Origin of the sequence: Lentzea sp. JNUCC 0626, assembly GCF_043632865.1 — a bacterium.
In the GTDB taxonomy this organism is placed as follows: domain Bacteria; phylum Actinomycetota; class Actinomycetes; order Mycobacteriales; family Pseudonocardiaceae; genus Lentzea.
Map to the genome: position 1 here is coordinate 705856 of NZ_CP171635.1, position 19924 is coordinate 725779.

Annotated in this window: 20 protein-coding genes; 2 read left to right on the top strand and 18 right to left on the bottom strand. The window is 68.9% G+C overall.

Going from position 1 to position 19924, the window contains the following annotated elements; all coding sequences use genetic code 11:
• Positions 1-61: 61 nt before the first annotated feature.
• The 12 genes from JNUCC0626_RS03390 to JNUCC0626_RS03445 all read right to left on the bottom strand — a co-directional run bounded on the left by JNUCC0626_RS03390 (position 62) and on the right by JNUCC0626_RS03445 (position 12705).
• Positions 62-544 (bottom strand): hypothetical protein, encoded by a 483-nt coding sequence (locus JNUCC0626_RS03390; RefSeq protein WP_394618162.1) that lies wholly within the window; start codon positions 542-544, stop codon positions 62-64.
• Positions 545-643: 99 nt separating this feature from the next.
• On the bottom strand, positions 644-2851 hold the full coding sequence (locus JNUCC0626_RS03395; protein WP_394618163.1) for a hypothetical protein: 2208 nt from the start codon (positions 2849-2851) through the stop codon (positions 644-646).
• 87 nt (positions 2852-2938) lie between these two features.
• Positions 2939-4309, bottom strand: coding sequence for an FGGY-family carbohydrate kinase (locus JNUCC0626_RS03400; protein WP_394618164.1), 1371 nt, complete (start codon positions 4307-4309; stop codon positions 2939-2941).
• Positions 4306-5781 carry an FAD-binding oxidoreductase gene (locus JNUCC0626_RS03405; protein ID WP_394618165.1) on the bottom strand — a complete coding sequence of 492 codons (1476 nt, stop codon included), beginning with the start codon at positions 5779-5781 and terminating at the stop codon, positions 4306-4308. Before JNUCC0626_RS03405 ends, JNUCC0626_RS03400 begins: the two co-directional genes overlap by 4 nt.
• A gap of 22 nt (positions 5782-5803) precedes the next feature.
• A complete protein-coding gene (locus JNUCC0626_RS03410; protein WP_394618166.1) occupies positions 5804-6571 on the bottom strand; it encodes an SDR family oxidoreductase in 768 nt (255 codons plus the stop codon).
• Positions 6571-7983, bottom strand: a complete 1413-nt coding sequence (locus JNUCC0626_RS03415) for an NAD-dependent succinate-semialdehyde dehydrogenase (protein WP_394618167.1) — start codon at positions 7981-7983, stop codon at positions 6571-6573. Before JNUCC0626_RS03415 ends, JNUCC0626_RS03410 begins: the two co-directional genes overlap by 1 nt.
• 11 nt (positions 7984-7994) lie before the next feature.
• On the bottom strand, positions 7995-8891 hold the full coding sequence (locus JNUCC0626_RS03420; RefSeq protein WP_394618168.1) for an NAD(P)-dependent oxidoreductase: 897 nt from the start codon (positions 8889-8891) through the stop codon (positions 7995-7997).
• On the bottom strand, positions 8888-9424 hold the full coding sequence (gene fae, locus JNUCC0626_RS03425; RefSeq protein ID WP_394618169.1) for a formaldehyde-activating enzyme: 537 nt from the start codon (positions 9422-9424) through the stop codon (positions 8888-8890). Before fae ends, JNUCC0626_RS03420 begins: the two co-directional genes overlap by 4 nt.
• Positions 9397-10317 (bottom strand): glycine betaine ABC transporter substrate-binding protein, encoded by a 921-nt coding sequence (locus JNUCC0626_RS03430; RefSeq protein WP_394618170.1) that lies wholly within the window; start codon positions 10315-10317, stop codon positions 9397-9399. The genes fae and JNUCC0626_RS03430 overlap by 28 nt, the downstream gene beginning before the upstream one ends.
• Before the next feature lie 33 nt (positions 10318-10350).
• Positions 10351-11094 (bottom strand): ABC transporter permease, encoded by a 744-nt coding sequence (locus JNUCC0626_RS03435; RefSeq protein ID WP_394618171.1) that lies wholly within the window; start codon positions 11092-11094, stop codon positions 10351-10353.
• On the bottom strand, positions 11091-12062 hold the full coding sequence (locus JNUCC0626_RS03440) for an ABC transporter ATP-binding protein (RefSeq protein ID WP_394618172.1): 972 nt from the start codon (positions 12060-12062) through the stop codon (positions 11091-11093). The genes JNUCC0626_RS03435 and JNUCC0626_RS03440 overlap by 4 nt, the downstream gene beginning before the upstream one ends.
• Complete coding sequence (locus tag JNUCC0626_RS03445) at positions 12055-12705, bottom strand: ABC transporter permease (protein ID WP_394618173.1); 651 nt, start codon at positions 12703-12705, stop codon at positions 12055-12057. The genes JNUCC0626_RS03440 and JNUCC0626_RS03445 overlap by 8 nt, the downstream gene beginning before the upstream one ends.
• 115 nt (positions 12706-12820) lie before the next feature.
• On the opposite strand from JNUCC0626_RS03445, the gene JNUCC0626_RS03450 reads away from it, so the two are divergent.
• The gene (locus JNUCC0626_RS03450; RefSeq protein WP_394618174.1) at positions 12821-13660 is read left to right on the top strand and encodes an IclR family transcriptional regulator; all 840 of its coding nucleotides are present in this window, start codon (positions 12821-12823) and stop codon (positions 13658-13660) included.
• On the opposite strand, the gene JNUCC0626_RS03455 is transcribed toward JNUCC0626_RS03450, so the two are convergent.
• From JNUCC0626_RS03455 to JNUCC0626_RS03475, 5 genes are read right to left on the bottom strand one after another with little or no spacing between them, the layout of a single operon-like run.
• Positions 13651-14022 carry a hypothetical protein gene (locus JNUCC0626_RS03455; RefSeq protein ID WP_394618175.1) on the bottom strand — a complete coding sequence of 124 codons (372 nt, stop codon included), beginning with the start codon at positions 14020-14022 and terminating at the stop codon, positions 13651-13653. The two genes, JNUCC0626_RS03450 and JNUCC0626_RS03455, sit on opposite strands and share 10 nt — an antisense overlap.
• Positions 14023-14032: 10 nt before the next feature.
• Positions 14033-14599 (bottom strand): hypothetical protein, encoded by a 567-nt coding sequence (locus JNUCC0626_RS03460; protein ID WP_394618176.1) that lies wholly within the window; start codon positions 14597-14599, stop codon positions 14033-14035.
• Entirely contained in the window at positions 14586-16187 is a 1602-nt protein-coding gene (locus tag JNUCC0626_RS03465; protein ID WP_394618177.1) for a vWA domain-containing protein, read from the bottom strand. Before JNUCC0626_RS03465 ends, JNUCC0626_RS03460 begins: the two co-directional genes overlap by 14 nt.
• Positions 16184-17326 carry a toxic anion resistance protein gene (locus JNUCC0626_RS03470; RefSeq protein WP_394618178.1) on the bottom strand — a complete coding sequence of 381 codons (1143 nt, stop codon included), beginning with the start codon at positions 17324-17326 and terminating at the stop codon, positions 16184-16186. Before JNUCC0626_RS03470 ends, JNUCC0626_RS03465 begins: the two co-directional genes overlap by 4 nt.
• A gap of 1 nt (position 17327) precedes the next feature.
• Entirely contained in the window at positions 17328-18401 is a 1074-nt protein-coding gene (locus tag JNUCC0626_RS03475; protein ID WP_394618179.1) for a hypothetical protein, read from the bottom strand.
• A 171-nt stretch (positions 18402-18572) separates the two neighbouring features.
• Between JNUCC0626_RS03475 and JNUCC0626_RS03480 the strand changes: the two genes are divergently transcribed.
• Entirely contained in the window at positions 18573-18896 is a 324-nt protein-coding gene (locus JNUCC0626_RS03480; RefSeq protein WP_394618180.1) for a YciI family protein, read from the top strand.
• On the opposite strand, the gene JNUCC0626_RS03485 is transcribed toward JNUCC0626_RS03480, so the two are convergent.
• Complete coding sequence (locus tag JNUCC0626_RS03485) at positions 18893-19906, bottom strand: aldo/keto reductase (protein ID WP_394618181.1); 1014 nt, start codon at positions 19904-19906, stop codon at positions 18893-18895. The two genes, JNUCC0626_RS03480 and JNUCC0626_RS03485, sit on opposite strands and share 4 nt — an antisense overlap.
• Positions 19907-19924: the final 18 nt, after the last annotated feature.

A 19924-nucleotide genomic window follows, 5' to 3' on the forward strand; every position in this document is an offset into this window, starting at 1 on the left:
CGCCTGCCTTCAACCGGGCGATGCCGCCCCCTCGGCGGCACCGATCGGAATCAGAGCGGAACTAGAACGGGCTGTGCAGTTCCTTCGACTTGTACGTCTTGGTCGACGTGCGGGTGTCGAAGAGGCGCACGCGGGCGTAGAGCTCGTCGCCGCCGTCCGGGTCCTCGTCCAGAGCGTTGTACGGGACCTGGATGTAGAACTGCGCGCTCAGGCCGTTGTCCGTCGCCCGGACCCAGGAGATCGGGACCCGGAACTCGGCGTTGTCGAACCAGTCGGCACCCATCGCCCACGCGTCGACGGGGTCACCGGGCTGGTCGATGATGGCCTGCGCGTCGGCGCGGGACATCCTGGCGTCGAGGCCCACGCTCACGTCGTAGGTGTCGGAGCCCACCTTGGTGATCGTGAAGCAGATGTTGTGGTTCGTGCCCTGCGAGCACGTCTGCTTCGCCTCGGCCGCCCCCGCCGTGACGGTCATGATGCCGAGGGCCGCGAGCCCCATCACGCCGAAACGCGTGAAGCGCCGCAGCACTCCCTGCTTGTCCATTGTTCTCCTCGTGCGGTGTGTGGCGCCCCACCGGCGCCCCCCGTGCACAAGAGACTGCTCGTCGTTGGTGGCGAGCCAACGGTCGTGCGGTGGTCAAGATCAGCTGGGCTTGTAGCTGCAGCGGTATCCCGTCGTCACGGCGTCGCGCAACGCGTCCGCTGTGGACTGTTCGGTGGTCGCGATGGTGTCTATGGCACGCCGGATCGCTTTGCGCACAGCGGTTCTGGCGCGTTCGGCCGGCCCCGCGAAGTTGCGGCCGCGTCCGCCCATACCGGTCTCGCGTTCGAGGTGGCTGAGCAACGCCTCCAGCTCGGCCTCGACCCGCGGCGACGGATCGTCGTCCAGTTGGGCCCGCAGATCGCGGATGCGGGTGAGATAAGCCGCGCGTGCCACGGGATCGAGCAACGGCTGGTTGCCGCTGTCCTGTCCTCCCACGAGTTCCAGCGCCGGAATTTCGGTGCCCGGATCGGCCACGAGCCGCGCGAGATATCGCATGCCGACGAGGTCCTCGACGCGGGTTTCCTTGCCGTGGTGGGAAACCACCCACCACACGTTCTCCTTGCGAATCACCACCCGGTCGGTGAGCCCGTCCCGTTGTCGTGCCCACATCGCCGCCCGCGCGGTCATGCCGATCGCGTTGGCGTCGTTGATCGCGACGTCGAACAACGCCTTCGCCCGCTCGCCCTTGACCGTCTGCGCGAGGGTGGCGCGGGCGTAGGCGGTCATGGGCAGGTTGCCGAGCCGGATGTTGGTGGTGACGGCGCGTTCCAGGTGCTCGACGGCTCTGGCCGGTTCGCCGAACGTCATCGCGGCGATGCCCAGCAGCAGTTCGGTCGAGCCGAAGCAGACGATCGCGGTCGCCGGCACCACGGGCTGGTCGGCGAAGGGCTCCAACAACGTGTAGGCCTCACGCGCGATGCCCGCCTCGTTCAGCGCCGCCGCCACGTGCACGACGCAGAACATGCAGGTGATCCACGTGCTGGACAACGGCACGGCCGCAAGTCCGTTGATGGTCAATCGATGCAACGCCGACCGCGCGCGATCCCGTTGCCCCGCCTCGAGAGCCAGCAACGCGAGCGCGGCCTCGAAGCTGAACTCCAGGTCCGGCAACGTGGGGGAGTGCGTGACCTGCTCGGCCAGGTCGACCAGTTCACCACCGCGTCCCTGGAGCCAGCGGATCGCGAACAGGTGCGTGCTGTGGAACGTCTCCGCGTCCACGTCACCTGCGTTCACCCCGAGTTTGGCGCAGGCCAACGACTTCTGCTCGGCCTCCTCGAACCGGCCCGCCCGGATCGTGCGCATCACGTCCATCGCGGCGTGGAAGAACATCAGGCCTGGGTGGTTCGCGGCTCGGCGGGCGAGTTCGGCCTGGGAACGTTCGGCGTGCGGGTCGCCCAGGCAGAACAGGTCCATCGTGCGGCGGCACAACCCGCTGAGCGCCAACAGGTCCAGGCCCGCGGCGGAGGCGACGGTGATCAGCTCGTCGGCGAGTTCGCGGCGGTGGGCGTTGTGGGGCGGGGACCACAAGGCGTGATGGGTCAACGACAACGCCTCGGCCAAAGTCAATTGGTCACCGGTGGATCTGGCTTCGTCGAGGGCTTTCAGGACGCTCTCGGTCTCGCGCCGGTCGTAGGCGTGCTCGGCGGTGAGCCTGGTGCTCAGCCGGGTGCGGAGGGGTTCGGCCGGGCCGCGGTCCAGGGCCTCGTGCAGGCGGGCGATGGCGAGGGCGCGGTCGGCTCGGGCGCGGAACTTGTTGACCCACATGCCGGGCAGGCCCAGGGCTGCTTCGGGGTCGCCGTCGCGGGCGGCCTGGTCGAGCAGGTCGCGGGCCTCGGTGATGCGGCCGGCGGCGAGGGCGGCGTGTGCCTGGTCGACGAGCCGAGTCGGAGCGACGAGGTCGGTGGGCCGGGTCGACGTGACGACGATGACCACGGGCAGCCGGTGCACCTGCCCCGCCACCGCCTCCAGCAGCCGGACCGTCTCCTCGCCCGCGAGGTCGATGTCGTCGACCAGGATCATCGCGGGCCCGGCCCCCAGCACGTCCACGACCTCCGCCGCGCACACCTCCGGCGGAGCGTCCAGCACCGCCGTGTCCCCGCCCAGGCTCGCCAGCACCGCGTGCCACGGCCAGTGCGGCGGCGCCTCCGCCCGGCACGTCGTCCACACCACGGCGAACCCGCGCGCCTGCGCCCGTTCCACAGCGCCGACCAGGTGTCGTGTTCGTTCGGCGCCCGGCGGTGACGTCACCGCGAGGAGGTGACCGGACCCCAGTTTCGCCTGTTCGAACGCCGACTCCGGCAACCGCACAGCTTCACCCTCGAATGCACTTTCTCAGCCAGGACTGGGGAAACCTAGCGGAGGGCGGCGACGCGCACGTACGCGGTCAACACGCATTTAAGGGTGCAGGCTCGCGAACAGCGGATCGGTGTACTCCGTGATGCGGGCGTGGTCGGCCACGATTCGCGCGTACTGCTCGGACGCGGCGGACGGCGTGAAGACGTCGGCCGTGGTGACCATCGCCTTGACCGCGCTGTCCCAGTCGGGGTGCACGCCACTGCCGACCGCCGCGCAGATCGCGGCGCCAAGGCCCGCGGCGTCGCTCATCCGCGTGCGACGCACCGGACGCCCGAAGACGTCCGCGAAGATCTGCATCATCAGGTCGGACCGGGAACCGCCGCCGGAGACGATCAGCTCGGGGAACTCGCGGCCCAGCGCCTGAGCCATGGCCGAGCTGTGCCGCCGCATGGTGAGCGCGATGCCCTCCAGGATCGAGCGGTAGACGTGGAAGCGGCCCTGGGTGCCGTCGAAGCCGAGCAGCGCGCCCCGGCGGTACGGGTGGTCTCCGGGGGCGAGCCAGTCGAGCACGGTCATCAGGCCGCCGCAGCCCGGTTCGACGGCCGCCGCACCGGACTCCAGTTCGCCCAGGTCGGCGTCGACGAGCTGGCGGTACCAGCTGACGGTCCACATGCCGCGCCGGATGCCGTTGCTCTCGTACAGGTACCTGCCCGGCACGGAACCGAAGTTCGACCAGAACCGGCCGGACGGGTCGACCACGTGGTCGGAACCCGTGGTCATCGCGGCGATGTAGGTGCCGAGCGACACCAGCAGTTCGTCGGCCAGACCGCTGCCCAGCGCCTCGACGGCCTTGTCGTTCGAGGTCGCGAACACCGGCAATCCGGCGGGCAGACCGGTTGCGGTGGAGGCCTCGGGCGTCACGTGACCGAGCAACGCACCGGGGTCCACCAGGTCGAACAGCTGCTCGCGCCGCATGCCCATCGCCTCGTAGCCGGGCGAGGAGTCGGGCCAGCGCCAGGTCTCGTGGTCGATCGGCCACATGCCCTCGTAGTTCCCGGCGGTGTCGCGGTGTTCGCCGGTGAGCCGGAACGTCACGTACCCCGAGGAGGTCGTGACGCGGCGGATCGCCGGATCATCCCACTGCGGTTGCCCGAGGCGGTCGTCCATCCAGCTCAGCAACGGCTCGGTGAGGCGGCCGTCCGCGTCCATCAGGGCGCGGCAGAACCGGATCGTGCACAGGCCGACGCCCGCGATCTCGCCCGGCGCGCCGGTGAACCGCTGCATCGCCTCGGTGCAGGCCTCGGCGATCGAGTCCCACACGTCGTCGTCCGGGTGCACGACCTCGCCTGGGCGCGGGTAGACGTACGGGCGCAACGGCCGTTGCGCCGACGCGTGCACCCGGCCGAACTCGTCGACGATCGACACCTTCGTGCTCTGCGAGCCGTTGTCGATCGCGATCAGGTAGCTCATGACACCCGGAAGATCGTGCCGGCGTTCATGATCCCGTTCGGGTCGAAGCCGCGCTTGAGGACTTCGAGCATCTGGTAGGCGCTGCCGTGTTCATCGCGCGTCCACGGCGTGCGGTACTTGCCGATGCCGTGGTGGTGCACCATCGAACCGCCGAGCCGCAGCGCCTCTTCGACGATGATGGCGTTGAGCGGGATGTGGTACTCGACGATCTCCTGCTCCGGCTCGCAGGTGATGTTGTAGTCGTAGACGAAGTAGAGGTTCGTGCCGGTCTGGTAGCTGTGCGACGAGTGCGCGCCCAGCATCGTGAGGTCGGCGAAGCGCGGGAACTCCGTGCGAACTCTGGTCATGATCGCCTCGTAGAGCGGCGTGACGTTGGACCAGTCGACGGAGACCTCGGTGGTGTAGCCGAGGTGCTGGGTCTCGAGCATCGCGCGCTTCTCGGCGTCGATCTTGTCCTGACCCCAGTTGAGGTTGTCGAACCACTCGACGATCAGCTTGGGGTCCACCGCCTCGGTGCCCGCGAACGTCTTCTCGATCGCCTCGGCCGTGGCCCGCGCGATGCCCTCGGGGCCTTCGGCGACGAGCACGACGACGTTCTTGTTCTGCGAGAAGTGGCTGAAGTGCTGGTTCGCGTCCTCGGGGGAGTAGACGCGGCACACGGACGGCCGGTAGCCGTCGGTGATCAACGTCCGCAGCCGCTCGACGGCGTCACCGAAGTCCTCGGTGAGGAAGCCGAAGTAGTGGTTGTGCTCGGGCTGGTACTTGAAGAGCTTGACGGTGACCTCGGTGATCACGCACAGCGCGCCCTCGTTGCCGATCACGACGTGCCGGATGTCCGGACCGGCGGCGCGGCGCGGGACGTTCTTGATCCGGCTGACCGTGCCGTCCGGGAACACCGCCTCCAGGCCGACGACCATGTCCTCGATCCCGCCGTACAGCGTGGAGAACTGGCCGATCGAGCGGGTCGCGACGAGCCCGCCCATCTGCGCGAGCGGCTTGGACTGCGGCGAGTGGCCGGTGGTCAGGCCACGCTCGCGCAGCGCGTCCTCCAACTGCTGCAACGGAACGCCGCACTGCGCGGTCACCATCATGTTGACCGGGTCGATCCGCACGATCGAGTCCATTGTGGAGCCGTCGAGCACGATCGTGTCCGCCACCAGCGTCTCCAGCCCGCCCTCGGTCGCGGTGCGGCCGGTGCGCGGGACGACGTTGATCCGGTGCTCGTTCGCGAACGCCAGCACCTTCGAGACTTCCTCGGTGCTGCCCGGCTTCGCGATCGCGGCCGGGATCGGGCCGGTGAAGATGCCGTGCACCGAGGTGTACTTGCGGAACCGGTCGACGCTGGCTTCCTTGAGTTCCTGGTCGTCGGTGTCGACCTTCGCTGCGCCGAGGAGGTCGACTAGCCCGGCGACGATCTGCTCGCGGCTCAGGTCGGAGGTGGAGGCGATGGCGGGCGGCGGTGCTGGAAACATGGCTCTGCCTTCGAAAGGGGAGTCAGCGAACGAGGTATCCGCCGTCGACCACGAGCGTGTGGCCGTTGACGTAGTCGGAGGCGCGGCAGGAGAGGAACACCAGCGCGCCCATCAGGTCGCTCGGGTCGCCCCAGCGGCCGGCCGGGATGTGGTCGATCACGCGCTGGTTGGTCTCCGGGTCCGACCGGGTCGCCTCGGTGATCTTCGTGGCGAAGTAGCCCGGTGCCAGCGCGTTGACCTGGATGTTGTGCTGCGCCAGCTCGTCGCAGTACGCCTTGGTGAACCCGGCGATGCCGTGCTTGGTCGCGGCGTAGGCGGGGGACTGCTGACCGCCGAGGAACGAGAACAGCGACGCGATGTTGACGATCTTGCCGGAGCGCTGCGGGATCATGTACCTGGTCGCCTCGTGCGCGAGTTCGAACGCCGCGGTCAGGTTCACCGCGACCATCGCGTCCCACTGGGCGCGGCCGAAGTCCTCGACGTCGTCGAGCAGGCTGATGCCGGCCGAGTTGACGACGATGTCGACCGAGCCGAACTGCTCGAAACAAGCGTCCACAACGGACGCGCACGCACCGGGCTGCGTGATGTCCGCGGTCATCGACGCGAACCGCTGACCCTGTGCTTCCACGAGTTTCTGCGTCTCGCCCTCGTCGTCGACGAGGCTCGGCACGAACACGTCGGCCCCGGCGGCGGCCAGGCCGAGCGCGAACGCCTGGCCCAGCCCCGTGTTGCCGCCGGTGACGATCGCGTTCTTCCCCTTCAAGGAGAAGAGATCCAACCCGAAGTCCATCACGCGCTCCCGAACGGGTCAGATACGGCCACATACGTGGTTTCGAGGTACTCCTCGATGCCCTCGGCGCCGCCTTCACGGCCGATGCCCGAGTGCTTGACGCCGCCGAACGGCGCGGCGGGGTTCGACACGATGCCCGTGTTGAGGCCGAGCATGCCGGTCTCCAGGGACTCCGCGAGCCGCAGACCCCGGTTGAGGTCGCGGGTGTAGGCGAAGCACACCAGGCCGTACTCGGTGGAGTTCGCGATCCGGACCGCCTCTTCCTCGGTCTCGAACGTGACGACAGGCGCGACCGGGCCGAAGATCTCTTCGGAAAGCATCCGCGCGTCGGCCGGAACACCCGACAGCACGGTCGCCTCGAAGAAGAAACCCTTGCCCTCCAACGCCGCCCCGCCCAACGCCAGTTCGGCGCCGCGGTCGAGCGCGTCCTCGACCAGGCCGGTGACCTTCGCGCGGGTCTTCGCGTCGATCAACGGGCCGAGCGGGTACTCCTTCATCCGCGCGGCCAGCTTCGCGGTGAACTCCGCCGCGACCGACGAGTGCACCAGGAACCGGTTGGCCGCCACGCACGCCTCGCCGCCGTTGCGGAGCTTGGCGAGCACCGCGCCGTCCGCCGCCGCGTCGACGTCGGCGTCCTCGAACACCAGGAACGGCGCGTTGCCGCCGAGTTCCATGGACACCCGCAGCACCTGGTCGGCGGACTGCTCGATCAGCTTCTTGCCCACCGCGGTCGAGCCGGTGAACGACAGCTTGCGCAGCCGCGGGTCACGCAGCAGAGGCCCGGTGACCGCACCTGGATCGGTCGTGGTGATCACGTTCAGCACGCCCTGCGGAAGTCCGGCCTCGGCCAGCACGTCGGCGAACAGCAACGCGGTCAACGGCGTGAGCTCGGCGGGCTTGAGCACCATCGTGCAGCCCGCCGCGATCGCCGGGGCGATCTTGCGCGTGGCCATCGCCAGCGGGAAGTTCCACGGCGTCACGAACAGGCATGGCCCGACCGGCCGCTTGACCGTGACCAGGCGGTTCTTGCCGTCCGGCGCGGTGGTGAACCGGCCGGAGATGCGCGGTGCTTCCTCCGAGAACCACCGCAGGAACTCGGCCCCGTAGGCGACCTCGGCCCGTGACTCGGCGAGCGGCTTGCCCATCTCCTTCGTGATCAGCTGCGCGAACTCCTCGGTCCGCGCGGTGACCAGTTCGAAGGCCTTGCGCAGGATCTCTGCCCGAGCGCGTGGAGCCGTCTTGCCCCACGCGGCCTGGGCGGCGACGGCGGCGTCCAGGGCCTTCGCGCCGTCCTGAGGCGTGGCCTCGGCGACCTGCGCGAGAACCTCCTCCGTGGACGGATCGAGCACCTCGAACGTGCGGCCGTCACTCGAGTCGAGCCACTTGCCGTCGATGTAGAGCTTGGTGAACATGGCGTGTCCCCTCACAGCCTCAGGTCGACCCCGATGAGGTCCTCGTAGAGCTTCACCGGGGTCATCTCGCCGGCCTGGTCGCCGTAGCTCGCACGGGCGCGGCGGAAGATCTGCTCGACCAGCGCGGACAGCTCGGCCGGCACGCCGACGGACGCGGCGAGGTCGGTCGACAGGCCGAGGTCCTTGCAGGCGAGTGCGATCGCGAAACCCTCGTCGTAGTCGCCGTGGTCCAAGATGGACAGCACGTCGTTCTCGACGAAGTTGCTCCGGGCAGGGCTGTTGACGAGCGCGTTGCGCAGCACACCCAGCTCGACACCCGCCTTCACCCCGATGGCCAGCACCTCGGCCGTGGCGACCAGGTGCGAGAACCACAGTTGGTTCAGCATCAGCTTCACGGTGTAGCCCGCACCGTGTCCGCCGACGTGCAGGATGCGTTCCCGGTCGCCCATGGCCTCAAACACCGGGCGCAGGCGGTTCACGTCATCGTGGTCACCGCCGACGAAGATCTGCAACGTGCCGTTCGCGGCGCCGACCGACATGCCGCTGACCGGCGCGTCCAGCACGTGCAGGCCGGGGTTCTTCTTGCGGACCTCGTCCGCCACCTCGGGCACGGACGTGGACATGTCGATCCACGTTCCGGAAGGGACGATCCCGGCGAGCACGCCCGCCTGGCCGTTCACGACCTCGTGCACGTGCTTGGGCGTGGGGAGCATGGTGATCACGAGGTCGCTGTCGGCGGCGACCTCGGCCGGTGTGTCCGCCCAGCGGGCGCCCCCGTCGATCAGCTCGTCCGCCGACTCGCGGCGGATGTCGTTGACCACCAGGGAGAAGCCGGCCTTCTGCAGGTTCCGGGTCATGCCGGATCCCATGCTGCCGAGCCCGATGAAACCGACGGTGGGAGTGCTCACGCTCTCTCCTCGGATGGCGTGTAGAAGGGGTTGCTGGGGGTGTTCCGCGCGGCCAGCACGTCCGCGACGGCCGGGAGGTCCTTGGCACCGTTGGCGAGCGCGGTGCGGGTGGCCTCGCGGTTGTTGCGGTAGACGGTGACCGCGTCGTCGGCGCCGGGGTTGACCCAGACCGCCGCGATCAGCACGTGCGTCGAGGTGTCCGGTTCCGGGATGCTGCCCTCGGCGATCGCGTCGGCGACCCCCGCGGCCACGCCGGCCTGGGCGGGACCCCAGATCAGCAGGCCGTGGTCGTCGCTCGCGGGCGCGGCCTTGGTGACGAACAACGTCATCGGCTTGACCGGCAGCGACGGCCGCAGCACCGCGACGAACGGGACGTGGCCCGCGGACGGGGTGGCGAGGGCGGTGGCCCACGCCGTGCCGGCGGGTCCGTCGCGGTGGCCGAGCACGGTGTTGATGTGGGCGGCGTTGACGCCGTCGCCGACGAAGCTCTCTCCGATCTGCATGATCAGATCAGCCCCTGCGCGGTCAGCCACTCCTGCGCGACCTCGTCCGGCTCGTCACCGTCGACGTCGACCTTGGCGTTGAGCTTCTGCATCTCTTCCGTGGTCAGCTTGTCCGCCATCGGCTTGAGCACGTCCGCGATCTTCGGGTGGCTCTTCAGCACGTCCGCCTGCAACGTGAAACCGCCCTGGTAGATCGGGAAGAACGCCTTGTCGTCCTGCAGCACGGTCAGGCCGAGCGCGGCGATGCGGCCGTCGGTCGCGAACACCTCGCCGAAGTTGCAGTCCTTGCCGTCCTTGGTGGCGGTGTAGATGACGCCGGTGTCGAGCAGCTTCACGTTGTCCTTCGGCGCGTCGAACGCGTACTCCTTCGAGACGCCCGGCCAGCCGTCGTCCCGGGTGGAGAACTCGCTCTCGATGCAGAACGTCCGCTCGTTCGCGGGCAACTTGGCGATGTCGCTCATCTTCGAGACGTTGAGCTCCTTCGCCTTCTCGTTGCGGATCGCGAAGGTGTAGGTGTTGTTGAACGGCGCGGGCGCGACCCAGGCGATGTTCTTGGCCTCGTCGGCCTTCTTGACCGCGTCGAACTGCTCGGACTCGGTCTTGAGCGGCTGCGTCTGCTTGTTGTAGGTGATCCAGGACGTGCCGGTGTACTCCCAGTAGCCCACGAACTGCTTGTTCTCCAACGCCTGCCGCACGTTCGCCGAGCCGACCAGCTTGGTGTTGGCCTCCATCGTCGCGCCGTGGGCGTTGAGCAGCTTGGTGGTCAGGTGGGCGAGGATGTACTGCTCGGCGAAGTCCTTGGACCCGATCTGGCCCTGCAGGCCCGCGAGGTCGCTGCTCTTCGACTCGGTGCTCGCGTTGGGGGAGCTAGAACAGGCGGCCAGCCCGAGGGCCAGCACGCCGATGAGGGCGCGCTTGTACATGGAAGGTCCTTTGTGGCGTTCGGCGGAGGTGGGTTACAGACCGCGGGGGCGGACGAGGTCCTCGACGAGACCGGCGGCCCAGTCGATGAGGACGGCGATCGCGGCGACGAGCACGGCGCCGACGACGATCACGGGGTAGCGCTGGAGCTTCAGGCCGTTGACGATCATGTCGCCGAGGCCACCGGCGTTGATGAACGTCGCGATGGTCGCGACGCCGACGGAGAACACGAGAGCGGTCCGCAGCCCGGCCAGGATCACCGGTGAGGCGAGCGGGAGTTCGATGCGCCACAGGACCTGGCGCGGGGTCATGCCCATGCCCCTGGCGGCCTCGCGGGTGGCGTGGTCGACCTGTTCGAGGCCGGTCAGGGTGTTGCGCAGCACGGGCAGGAAGCAGTACGCGACCAGGGAGATCAGGGCGGTGTAGAAGCCCGTCTGCCACACGATCGCCAGCAGGATCACGACACCGACCGCGGGCGTCGCCTGGCCGATGTTGCCCAGGCCGATGACGAACGCGCGCACGGCCTTGGACTTGACCCGGTAGGCGGCGATGCCTGCCGGGATGGCGAGCAGAGCCACCAGGGCGGAGCTGGCCACGGTGAGGACGAGGTGCTCCTGCGTGCGGTCGATCAGGTAGCCGGCGTTGAGGGTGCGCTGCTCGATGGAGTCGAGGGTGAGGCTGCTGAGCCAGAGGAACAGCACCGCGAGCACGGCCACGACCGCGAACGGAGTGCCGAAGCGCTTGAGAGACAGGCGGGAGCTCTGAACAGCGGCGGTCATGACGCCTCCACCGGTTGCCGTGCCTTGCCCAGTGCGGCCGAGATCTTGGCGTGCGTCAAAGATCCGCCGCCTCCGGACACGTTGACCCGCTCCGCTCCCGTGACCATCAGCAGGTCCAGGGCGTCCCGCAGCGAGGCGTCCGCGTCCACCGCCGGCGCGCTCGCGTCCGGTGCGTCCAGCTCGACGTCGCTGATCGGGATCAACGCCAGTCGCATCAACCCGGCGCCGTGGCCGATGAAGCTCGACACGTAGTCGTTGGCGGGGTTGGCGAGGATGTTCGCGGGCGTGTCGAACTGCTCGATCTGGCTGCGCTCGCTCAGCACCGCGATCCGGTCGCCGAGCCTGATCGCCTCGTCGAAGTCGTGCGTGACGAAGATGATCGTCTTGCCGATGTCGGACTGGAGCTTGAGGAACTCGGCCTGGAGCTTCTGCCGGGTGATCGGGTCGGTGGCGCCGAACGGTTCGTCCATCAGCATCACCGGCGGGTCGGCGGCCAGGGCCCGCGCGACGCCGACCCGTTGCTGCTGGCCGCCGGAGAGCTGCTTGGGGTAGCGGTGCGCGAAGACCGCCGGGTCGAGCTGGACGGTGCGCAGCAGTTCGTCGACCCGCGCGCTCGTCCTGTCCTTCGACCAGCCGAGGAGTTTCGGGACGGTGGCGATGTTCTCCGCGATCGTCATGTGCGGGAACAGGCCGATCTGCTGGATGACGTAGCCGATGTGGCGGCGCAGTTCGTTGGGGTCCAGCGACAGCACGTCCTGGCCGTCGATCGTGATGGAACCGGACGACGGCTCGATGATGCGGTTGATCATCTTCATCGTCGTGGTCTTGCCGCAGCCGGACGGCCCGACGAACATCACGAGCTCGCCGGGGTGGACGCTCAACGAGAAGTCCTCGACCGCCGCTTGCTGCTGGCCCGCGTACCGCTTGGTGACGTGGCTCAGCTCGATGCCGACTCCAGGCTCAGACACGGAGACCCCTCGAGGTGCTGTAGCGGGCGATGAGGACGAAGGCGCCGTCGATCAGCAGGGCCAGCAGCACGACGCAGATCGTGCCGGTGAGCGCGAAGTTGAGCGCGTTGACCGAACCGAGCGAGGACAGGCCCTTGAAGATGTAGAAGCCGAGACCGGGACCCGCGACGTACGCCGCGATCGCCGCGATGCCGACGGTGAGCTGTGCCGCCACCCGAATGCCGGTGACGATGACCGGCCACGCGAGCGGAAGTTGAATGCTCAGAAGGGTTTTCACCGGCGTCATGCCCATGCCGCGCGCCGACTCCACCAGGTGCGCGGGCACCTCCCGCAGGCCGACCACCGTGTTCCGCACGATCGGCAGCAGCGAGTAGAAGACCAGCGACACCACCGTCGGCGCCCACCCGAGTCCCAGCACGGGGCTGAGCAGCGCGAGCAGTGCCAGCGACGGAATGGTGATCGCGATGCCGGCGGCGGTCAGCGCCACCGAGCGCGGAACGTTCTTGTCCCACACCAGCAAACCGATCAGAACGCCGAGAACGGTGGCGATGGCGAGGCTCAGAGCCACCACGGCGAGGTGTTGCAGCGTCAGCGTCACGAGATCTTCCCAGCGGCGGGCCAGGAAGTCGTCCAGCGATCCCATCTCAGGGGGCCTCCTTTCGGCGTCGGTGCCGATGGCCGGGAACGGTAGATTTGGCGTGGTCTTATGCACAACTGCTGTTGGCAATATGGCAACACCCCTCGTAAAGTGCCCCGCCATGCAGGGATCTTCACGACGCAACTCGGCCGGACTGGCACGCGACATCGAAGTGCTGGAGGTGCTCGGACGGCCGGAAGCGGTCCAGGCGGGCGGGCTCGGCGTCGTCCGCATCGCCGCGCTCGTCGGCCGCGACAAGACCGTCGTCTCGCGGACGTTGGCGACTTTGGCCGAGAGCGGGCTGGTCGACCGTGATCCAGACTCGCAGGCTTACCGGCTGGGGTCGCGGCTGTTCGCGTTGGCCGCTCGTACCGCCGAGGGGGCGCTGGCGTGGAACGCGCGCGGCCACCTCAAGCGCCTGGCGCACGTGACCCGCGAGACCGCGCACCTCTGCGTGTTGCGCGGCGGGAACGTGTTGACGTTGCTCAGCGAGTTGAGCCCGAACCGCTTTCACACCACCGGCTGGGAGGGCGTGACCACGGCTGCGTGGCGGACTCCGTCCGGACGGGCGCTGCTGAGCGACTGGGACGAGGGCTCGCTCGAGGTCTGGTACGCCGAGCACGGGCACGACGAGGGTGTGCTGGAGGCGGGGGAGCGGGCCGATTCGACGTTCGCCGTCCTCGCGCAACCCTCGCCGCGCCCCAACTCGATCACCGACCTGGACTCGCTGGTCAGCGAGCTGCGGCGGGTGCGCGAACGCGGGTACGCCACCTCGGACGAGGAGTTGGAGCGAGGCGTGGTTGCTGCATCGGCTCCGGTGTACGACTTCACTTCACGGGTGGTGGCAGCGCTGAACGTGTCGGCGCCCAAGGAACGGATCGGGGCGCAGCTCGACAAGCTGGGGCGGATCGTGGCGGGCGCGGCGCGGGACCTGTCGGCCGCGCTGGGACATCAGGTGTGACGCGGGAACATCGCATAAGACAGGTCGTCCGTCAACGGTGTCGAGAGATGGCCCGCACCCGTGGTGTCCTCAAAGGACAGCAGCGCGCCGGGCCCGAACTCGCGCCGTTCACCGCTCGAGACCGTGACCGCGGCCCTGCCGGTCAGCACGATCAGCCACTGTTCCCTCGGCGCCACGTGCGGTTCCCAGTCCGGGGTGCCGCCGTCGGGCTGCTCGACGAGCAGCAGGCGGGAGGCCAGGAACGGGCCGGACACCAGGAGAGGGGGCACGCCCTCGACCGTGACCGTTGGTGTGCCTCGCACCTCGACGTCCTCGAAGGCCGATTCGCCGGTCTCGTCCGCGAACACCCTGACGTACCTCATGATCGCGAGCCTAGTCCCTGTCCTCCAGGTACCGCCCGTGGTCGGCCTGCCGTTGCGCGTCCGCCGCGTGGAACCGTTCCGCGGTGCGGACGGCGTCGGCGTGCAGCAGGTCCAGCTGCCGCACCAGTTCCGCGCCGGACCCCTTCGCCGCCGCGTACCACCAGGGCAGGTTCAGGTAGCTCTGCAACGACAACGGCAGATCGGTGCCGACGAGCCGGGTCACGGCGTGCAGCGCGTCCGGGTCGGCACGGAGTTCGCGGGGCCGCTCCAGCATGCCGCGCAGCACCTCCGCGATCTCGCCGATCCGCGGTTTCGCCTCGTCCGGAACGCGAAGGCCGTGCACGCGCAGGACCAGTGCGTCGAGTTCCGTCCGCAGCGCACCGGCTTCCTCGGCCGGGTCCGTCACCAGCGTGATGCGGTCCGGTGGGGCGGCCAGCGCGCCGACCAGGTAGAGGCCGATCACGACGACCACCCAGTACGAGCCCGCCAGCCCGGCGAAGTGCAGGCCCAGGCCCAGCAGGCCGAGGGCGCAGCCGGCGAGGTTCTTCCAGGAGGCGAGATATCTACTGATAGCCACGGATCTCCTTGAAGGCCGACGAGAGCGAGCGGCTGCGGGCGTCGAACACCTTGCCGCCGCTGATCTTCGCCACCTGGTCCATCTCCGTCGTGGCGCTCTCGCCGAACAGCACGGGGAAGATCGGGATGCCCTTGAGGTTCGCTGGCAGTCCGTCGTGGAACCTGGAGAACTCGTTCACGTCCTCGCTGCCGGTGTTCTCGCCGTCGGTCATCAGCACGATCGACGTGAAGCGGTCCGGGTCGGCGTCGATCTGCGCGCGCAACACGTCGTAGCCGCCGCGCAGGCTGCTGTAGATCGCCGTGCCGCCCGCGGCCTCCAACGCCGTCGCCGTGGAGCGGATCTGGTCGAGGACCTGCTGGGGGTTGTCCTGCGGCACCTCGTACTGCATCGGCGGCCTGGCGCTGCTGCTGAACGGCAGCAAGGTCACCTGCTCGCGGCCGTGGAACCGGCTGAACTTGCCTGCCAGAGACGAGTCGGCGCCGGTGAGGCCCACCAGCGCCTGGCGGAGGCCCTCGATGCGGTCGCCCTGCATGGAACCGGAGATGTCGAGCACGTAGAGCGTGCGGGACGGGCGGCGGAGTTGGTCGAAGTACGTGGTGATCAGACCGTCCACAGCGGACTGGCTGCCGGGGAACGGGAGTTCCACCAGGTCCTTCACCGTGAACTTGGTGTCCAGCGGGACCTGCGGCACGGCGGGGCGCCGGTGCGTGGTCTCCATGATCTTGCGCTGGACCTCGGCGCCCTTCAGATGGTCCGAGAGCTTCTGGTGTGCTTCACGAGCTTCCGAGGAGGCCGACGTCAGCAACGTCAGCGGGTAGTCGGCGGTCACCACGCCGTCGTTCGGGTAGATCAATGTCAACGGCTGGGGTGACGACAGCAACACCGACTCGTAGTTGATCAGACCGTCCACTTTGGTCCCGGGGTCCTGGCCGGTCGCGCGCTTCAGGTACGCCTCGGAGAGCCAGCCGGACGAACCGGCGGACAGCGTCTGAGCCGAGAAGAACTGCTTGAGCTGCGGTGCCACCGCGTTGATGGAGGCCGCGTCCAGTGCCGAACCCGAACCCGAGAGCGCGGCCGCCACGCCGACGAGCGCGGAGAAGCCCGAGTTGGACGCGGACGGGTCCGTCATGCCGTAGCTGAACTTCCTGGCTCCGGCGGCGGCCGCGATGTCGGCCCAGCCGACCCGCCTGCCGTCCCAGCCCAGCTCGGTGACCTTGGCGGCGGGCAGGCCCAGCACGACGGGGGAGGACATCACCTTGGTCGGCGTGCCGAGGCGTTTCTGGGCGTCCGGAACGAGTTCGAGGTAGCGGTTGGAGGAGAACCAGACGGCGTCGAAGCCCTTCTCGGCCTCCCCGCTCGCGACCTTCTCGGCACCCTCGATGGTGCCGCTGAAGCTGAACTTCACGCTGACGCCGGTCGCCTTCGCCGCCTCGTCGAGGACCGGCTGGAGGTCGGCCAGTTCACTGCCGGCGAGCACGCGCAACGTGCCCGGAGTGGCCTCGCCGACGGGCTGGGCGGGGTTGGCCGAGTCGGAACACCCCGCCAGCAGGGCCACGACGCCCAGGACGGGGAGGAAGCGGCGGATCATGCTGACTCCTCAGCGCCGCGCACGCGGCTCAGGTGGTCGTGGGCGCGGCGGATCTCGGCGTCCAGCGCGGACACCGTGGTGGACATCGAGTCGGCCGCGCGGGCCTTGAAGGTGTCGATCGCGTCGATCGCCGCGTAGATCTGGTCGAACGACGTCCGCACGGCCTCGATGCCGACGGCCGGGGTCGAGGCGATGCGCTGGATGTCCTGACCCTGCAACGACATCAGCGCCGCGTTCGACTTCAGCAGCGAGTCGGTGAGCCCGCGCACGGCGTCCACCTGGTCGATCACCTCGCGCTGCCCCGCCAGTGCCGCGGCGACCGCGACCCCGATCCGCAACGCCGTGACGGTCGTGCTGACCGACCGTTCGATGCCCTTGATCAGCTCGTCGTTGTTGCGGCGCACCACGTCCAGCGCCATGTACCCCTGCGCGCACACCGCGAGCTGCGTCAGCAGGTCCTGGTGCCGTTGCCGCAGTCCGAAGAGGACGTCCGCGCGCAACGCCTGCGCCCGTGCGGGTTCGGCGAGGTCGAGGATCGCGACCTGCCGTTCGACGGCCTCGTCCATCTCCCCGGCCAGCGCCGCGTCGGCGGACAGCTTGGTCATCAGGTCCCACAACCGCTGCCGCTCGCCCTTGATGGCCGCGTTGTCGCGCTTCAGGGCGTCCTGGCCCGACCGCAGCTTCAGCACGATCCGGTTGATCGGCTCGTCCGCCGCCCGCAACCGCGCCAGCAGGCCGCGCGCGGCGTTGCCACCGGGGATGAATCCGAGGATCTTGCGGCCGGTGAGCTTCGAGAGGTCCTGCGGGTCGAGTTCGCGCGCCGACCGGCGCAGGTCGGTGAGGCTGGTCGAGATCTGCGCGCCGTGCGGGGACGACACGGACGCGAGGGTGCGGTCGAGCATCCGGCCCGCGATCTGCGCCGCGGCCCGCATCTCGGCCTCGCCGAGCACCAACGCCTCGTCCACGATCCGGCTGAAGTCGGGTGACTGCGGGTCGACGGCTCCGAGCGCGGACAGGAACGCCTCGGCCTGCGCCGACAGCTCGACGCGGGTCTCGTCGGCGACGGGGATCAGCCCGGCGGCGCGGTCGACCGGCACGGGCTCGACTGGATCCGGTGGGGTGAGCACGAAGTCCGTCATGTCAGTACTGCTTCGCGATCGCTTCGAGCATCCGCTCCAGCGTCTCGTGCGCGGGCGGTTCGACCACGTCCACGATCGTCTGCGGCACGGTCAGGTTCTTCTCCTTGACGATGTCGTTGAAGTACTTGGGGTCCGCGGTCCGGAAGCCGAACGTCGCGGCGAGCTTGCCCAGTTCGGGATCGGTCTGGAGCAACTGGCCGACGCGGTCACCGGGCTCGCGCAGCGGCACGAGCGTGTGCTTGGACAACACGGTCGGCGCGGGGTAGAGCAGCTTCATGTCCGGCCGCACCGACGAGTCGCCGCGCACCACCCGGTCCACGAACTGCGCCTCGTACGCGAGCACCAGCGGCGTCTTGCCCATCCCGGCGGACAGGTAGTCCTCGAACGGGCCCTCGGTGCTGCTCTGCGTGTATCCCTGGTCCAGGAACAACTTCGTCACCGGCGGCAGCACCTTCGCCTCGGCGTCGGGCGAGCTCACGACCCCGCCGTTCGCGACGAACGACGTGATCGCGAGGTACATCGCGGCCGAGTTCGAGTCGCGCGGGTCGGTCGTGGTGACGAGCAGGTTCTTGCGGGCCGGGTAGGAGGTGTTGCCCGGCAACTGGTCCCAGCGCGTGCCCTTCGCCGCGAGGTCCAGGTACGCCTGCACGTCGAACGTCGGGTAGCCCGGCCCGGACTTCACCACGCCGGCCTGCGTCAGCAGGTCGATGATCGGGTCGAACGACGCGATGACCATCGGCGACGAGAACGGCGCGTACGTCCGCGCGGCCTTGCGGTCGCGCTGGATCTTCTCGGCCGCGGGAGCCGACGACGGGAACGCGAAGTCGTACGCGTTCAGGTCGGTGACCGTCGCGATCTGCCGCGACCCGGCCGGATCCACCTCGACCTTGAGACCGTGCTTCGCGAACTCGTCCTTGACCCGCTGGTCGGCGAAGAACGCGAGCTTCTCCGAGCCGATCACCCCGCGCACGGTCTGAAGCGCGACCGTGTCACCGCTGCCCTGGCCGAGCACGATCGCCGTGATGACACCCGCGAGCAGCACTACCGCGAGACCGATGCCGAGTGTTCTCTTCACTGTCCACCTCTGCGAAAAAGCCCTGTCAGGGAACAGATCTTTCGTCACTTCGACGCCCGAACAGGGAGCGTGGTCGCAATCGTGAGGTGAACAGTCGATGAACGGGCCGATGAGTTTCGAGTGCGCGAGAAGTCGGTATTGCTGAAGAGTCCGGAATGAGGAGGTTCAGCGATGAGGTTCGTGACGATCGGCTACGGAGAGCGTTCGGGCTATGACAGGACGGATCCGGTCATCCGCGACGCGGCGCACGCCCACGACGAACGACTGCGGGCGGCCGGCGCGGAGATGGGCATCGCCGGCGCGCCCGTCCAGGTGCGCAACCCCGGCGCCACCGGGACGACAGTCGACAAGGGCCCGTTCATGACCTCGGCGCTGCCGATCGCCGGGTTCGCGCTCATCGAGGCCGACTCGCTGGAGGAGGCCGTCGACATGGTCGCCAAAACGCCGTGCGCGGTGGCGCACGGCGTTGTAGAGGTGTGGCCGTTGCAGGACTAACGACGGCGCAACCGCTTGTCCTGGATCACCGGCGTGAGGATGAAGGCGTCCTTCTGGCGCACGTTCGTGCCGGGGTAGACGATCTCGTCGATCCGGTCGAGCACGTCCTCGGTGAGCCGGAAGTCGGAGTGCTCCAGCAGGCTCGCGAGGTGCTGCGGCTTGCTCACGCCGAGGATCACCGACGTCACCGCCGGGTGGTTGAGCACGAACGCCGTCGCGAGCGTCGGCAACGGCACCCCGGCCTCGGCGGCGAGCTTGGCGAACTCCCCGACGGCGGCGAGCTTCGCCTGGTTGTCCCGGTCGTCGCGGTCGAACATGCCACCCCACACCGAGCGCGGGGCGCTGCCGGCGGCCGGGTCGGTGCGGCCGGACAGCCACCCGCCGGCGAGCGGGCTCCAGGTCAGCACGCCCATGCCGTGCCGTTGCACGGTCGGCAGCACGTCGGCCTCGATCGCGCGGTCGAGCAGCGAGTACTGCGGCTGTTCGGTGCGGAACCGCTGGTAGCCGCGCTTCTCGGCCACCCACTGCGCCTCGACGATCTCGCTCGCGGGGAACGCCGACGAGCCGATGCTGCGGACCTTGCCCGCCCGCACCAGGTCGGTGAGCGCCGCCAGGGTGTCGTCGATGTCGGTGTGCTGGTCAGGGCGGTGCATCTGGTAGAGGTCGATGTGGTCGACGTCCAGGCGCCGCAGGCTGTCCTCGACCGCCTGCTTCACCCAGCGCGCCGCACCGCCCCGCGTGTTCGGGTTGTCCCCCATGGGAAGACCGAACTTCGTCGCGAGCACCACGTCGTCGCGGCGGCCCTTGATCGCCTTGCCGACGATCACCTCGGACTCGCCCTGCGAGTAGATGTCCGCGGTGTCGATGAAGTTGATGCCCGCGTCGAGCGCGGTGTGGATCATGCGCACCGACTCGTCGTGGTCGCCGATCGAGAAGCTGCCGAACGTCATCGCGCCGAGTGCGTACGAGCTGACCGTGATGCCGGTCGTGCCGAGAATCCTCTGTTCCATGTCCTCCACCAGACACCC

Bases quoted from the DNA above. Each gene is read 5' to 3' on its own strand.
- JNUCC0626_RS03390 (WP_394618162.1), bottom strand. From the start codon at position 544: ATGGACAAGCAGGGAGTGCTGCGGCGCTTCACGCGTTTCGGCGTGATG.
- JNUCC0626_RS03400 (WP_394618164.1), bottom strand. From the start codon at position 4,309: ATGAGCTACCTGATCGCGATCGACAACGGCTCGCAGAGCACGAAGGTG.
- JNUCC0626_RS03405 (WP_394618165.1), bottom strand. From the start codon at position 5,781: ATGTTTCCAGCACCGCCGCCCGCCATCGCCTCCACCTCCGACCTGAGC.
- JNUCC0626_RS03410 (WP_394618166.1), bottom strand. From the start codon at position 6,571: ATGGACTTCGGGTTGGATCTCTTCTCCTTGAAGGGGAAGAACGCGATC.
- JNUCC0626_RS03415 (WP_394618167.1), bottom strand. From the start codon at position 7,983: ATGTTCACCAAGCTCTACATCGACGGCAAGTGGCTCGACTCGAGTGAC.
- JNUCC0626_RS03430 (WP_394618170.1), bottom strand. From the start codon at position 10,317: ATGTACAAGCGCGCCCTCATCGGCGTGCTGGCCCTCGGGCTGGCCGCC.
- JNUCC0626_RS03435 (WP_394618171.1), bottom strand. From the start codon at position 11,094: ATGACCGCCGCTGTTCAGAGCTCCCGCCTGTCTCTCAAGCGCTTCGGC.
- JNUCC0626_RS03445 (WP_394618173.1), bottom strand. From the start codon at position 12,705: ATGGGATCGCTGGACGACTTCCTGGCCCGCCGCTGGGAAGATCTCGTG.
- JNUCC0626_RS03450 (WP_394618174.1), top strand. From the start codon at position 12,821: ATGCAGGGATCTTCACGACGCAACTCGGCCGGACTGGCACGCGACATC.
- JNUCC0626_RS03455 (WP_394618175.1), bottom strand. From the start codon at position 14,022: ATGAGGTACGTCAGGGTGTTCGCGGACGAGACCGGCGAATCGGCCTTC.
- JNUCC0626_RS03465 (WP_394618177.1), bottom strand. From the start codon at position 16,187: ATGATCCGCCGCTTCCTCCCCGTCCTGGGCGTCGTGGCCCTGCTGGCG.
- JNUCC0626_RS03470 (WP_394618178.1), bottom strand. From the start codon at position 17,326: ATGACGGACTTCGTGCTCACCCCACCGGATCCAGTCGAGCCCGTGCCG.
- JNUCC0626_RS03480 (WP_394618180.1), top strand. From the start codon at position 18,573: ATGAGGTTCGTGACGATCGGCTACGGAGAGCGTTCGGGCTATGACAGG.
- JNUCC0626_RS03485 (WP_394618181.1), bottom strand. From the start codon at position 19,906: ATGGAACAGAGGATTCTCGGCACGACCGGCATCACGGTCAGCTCGTAC.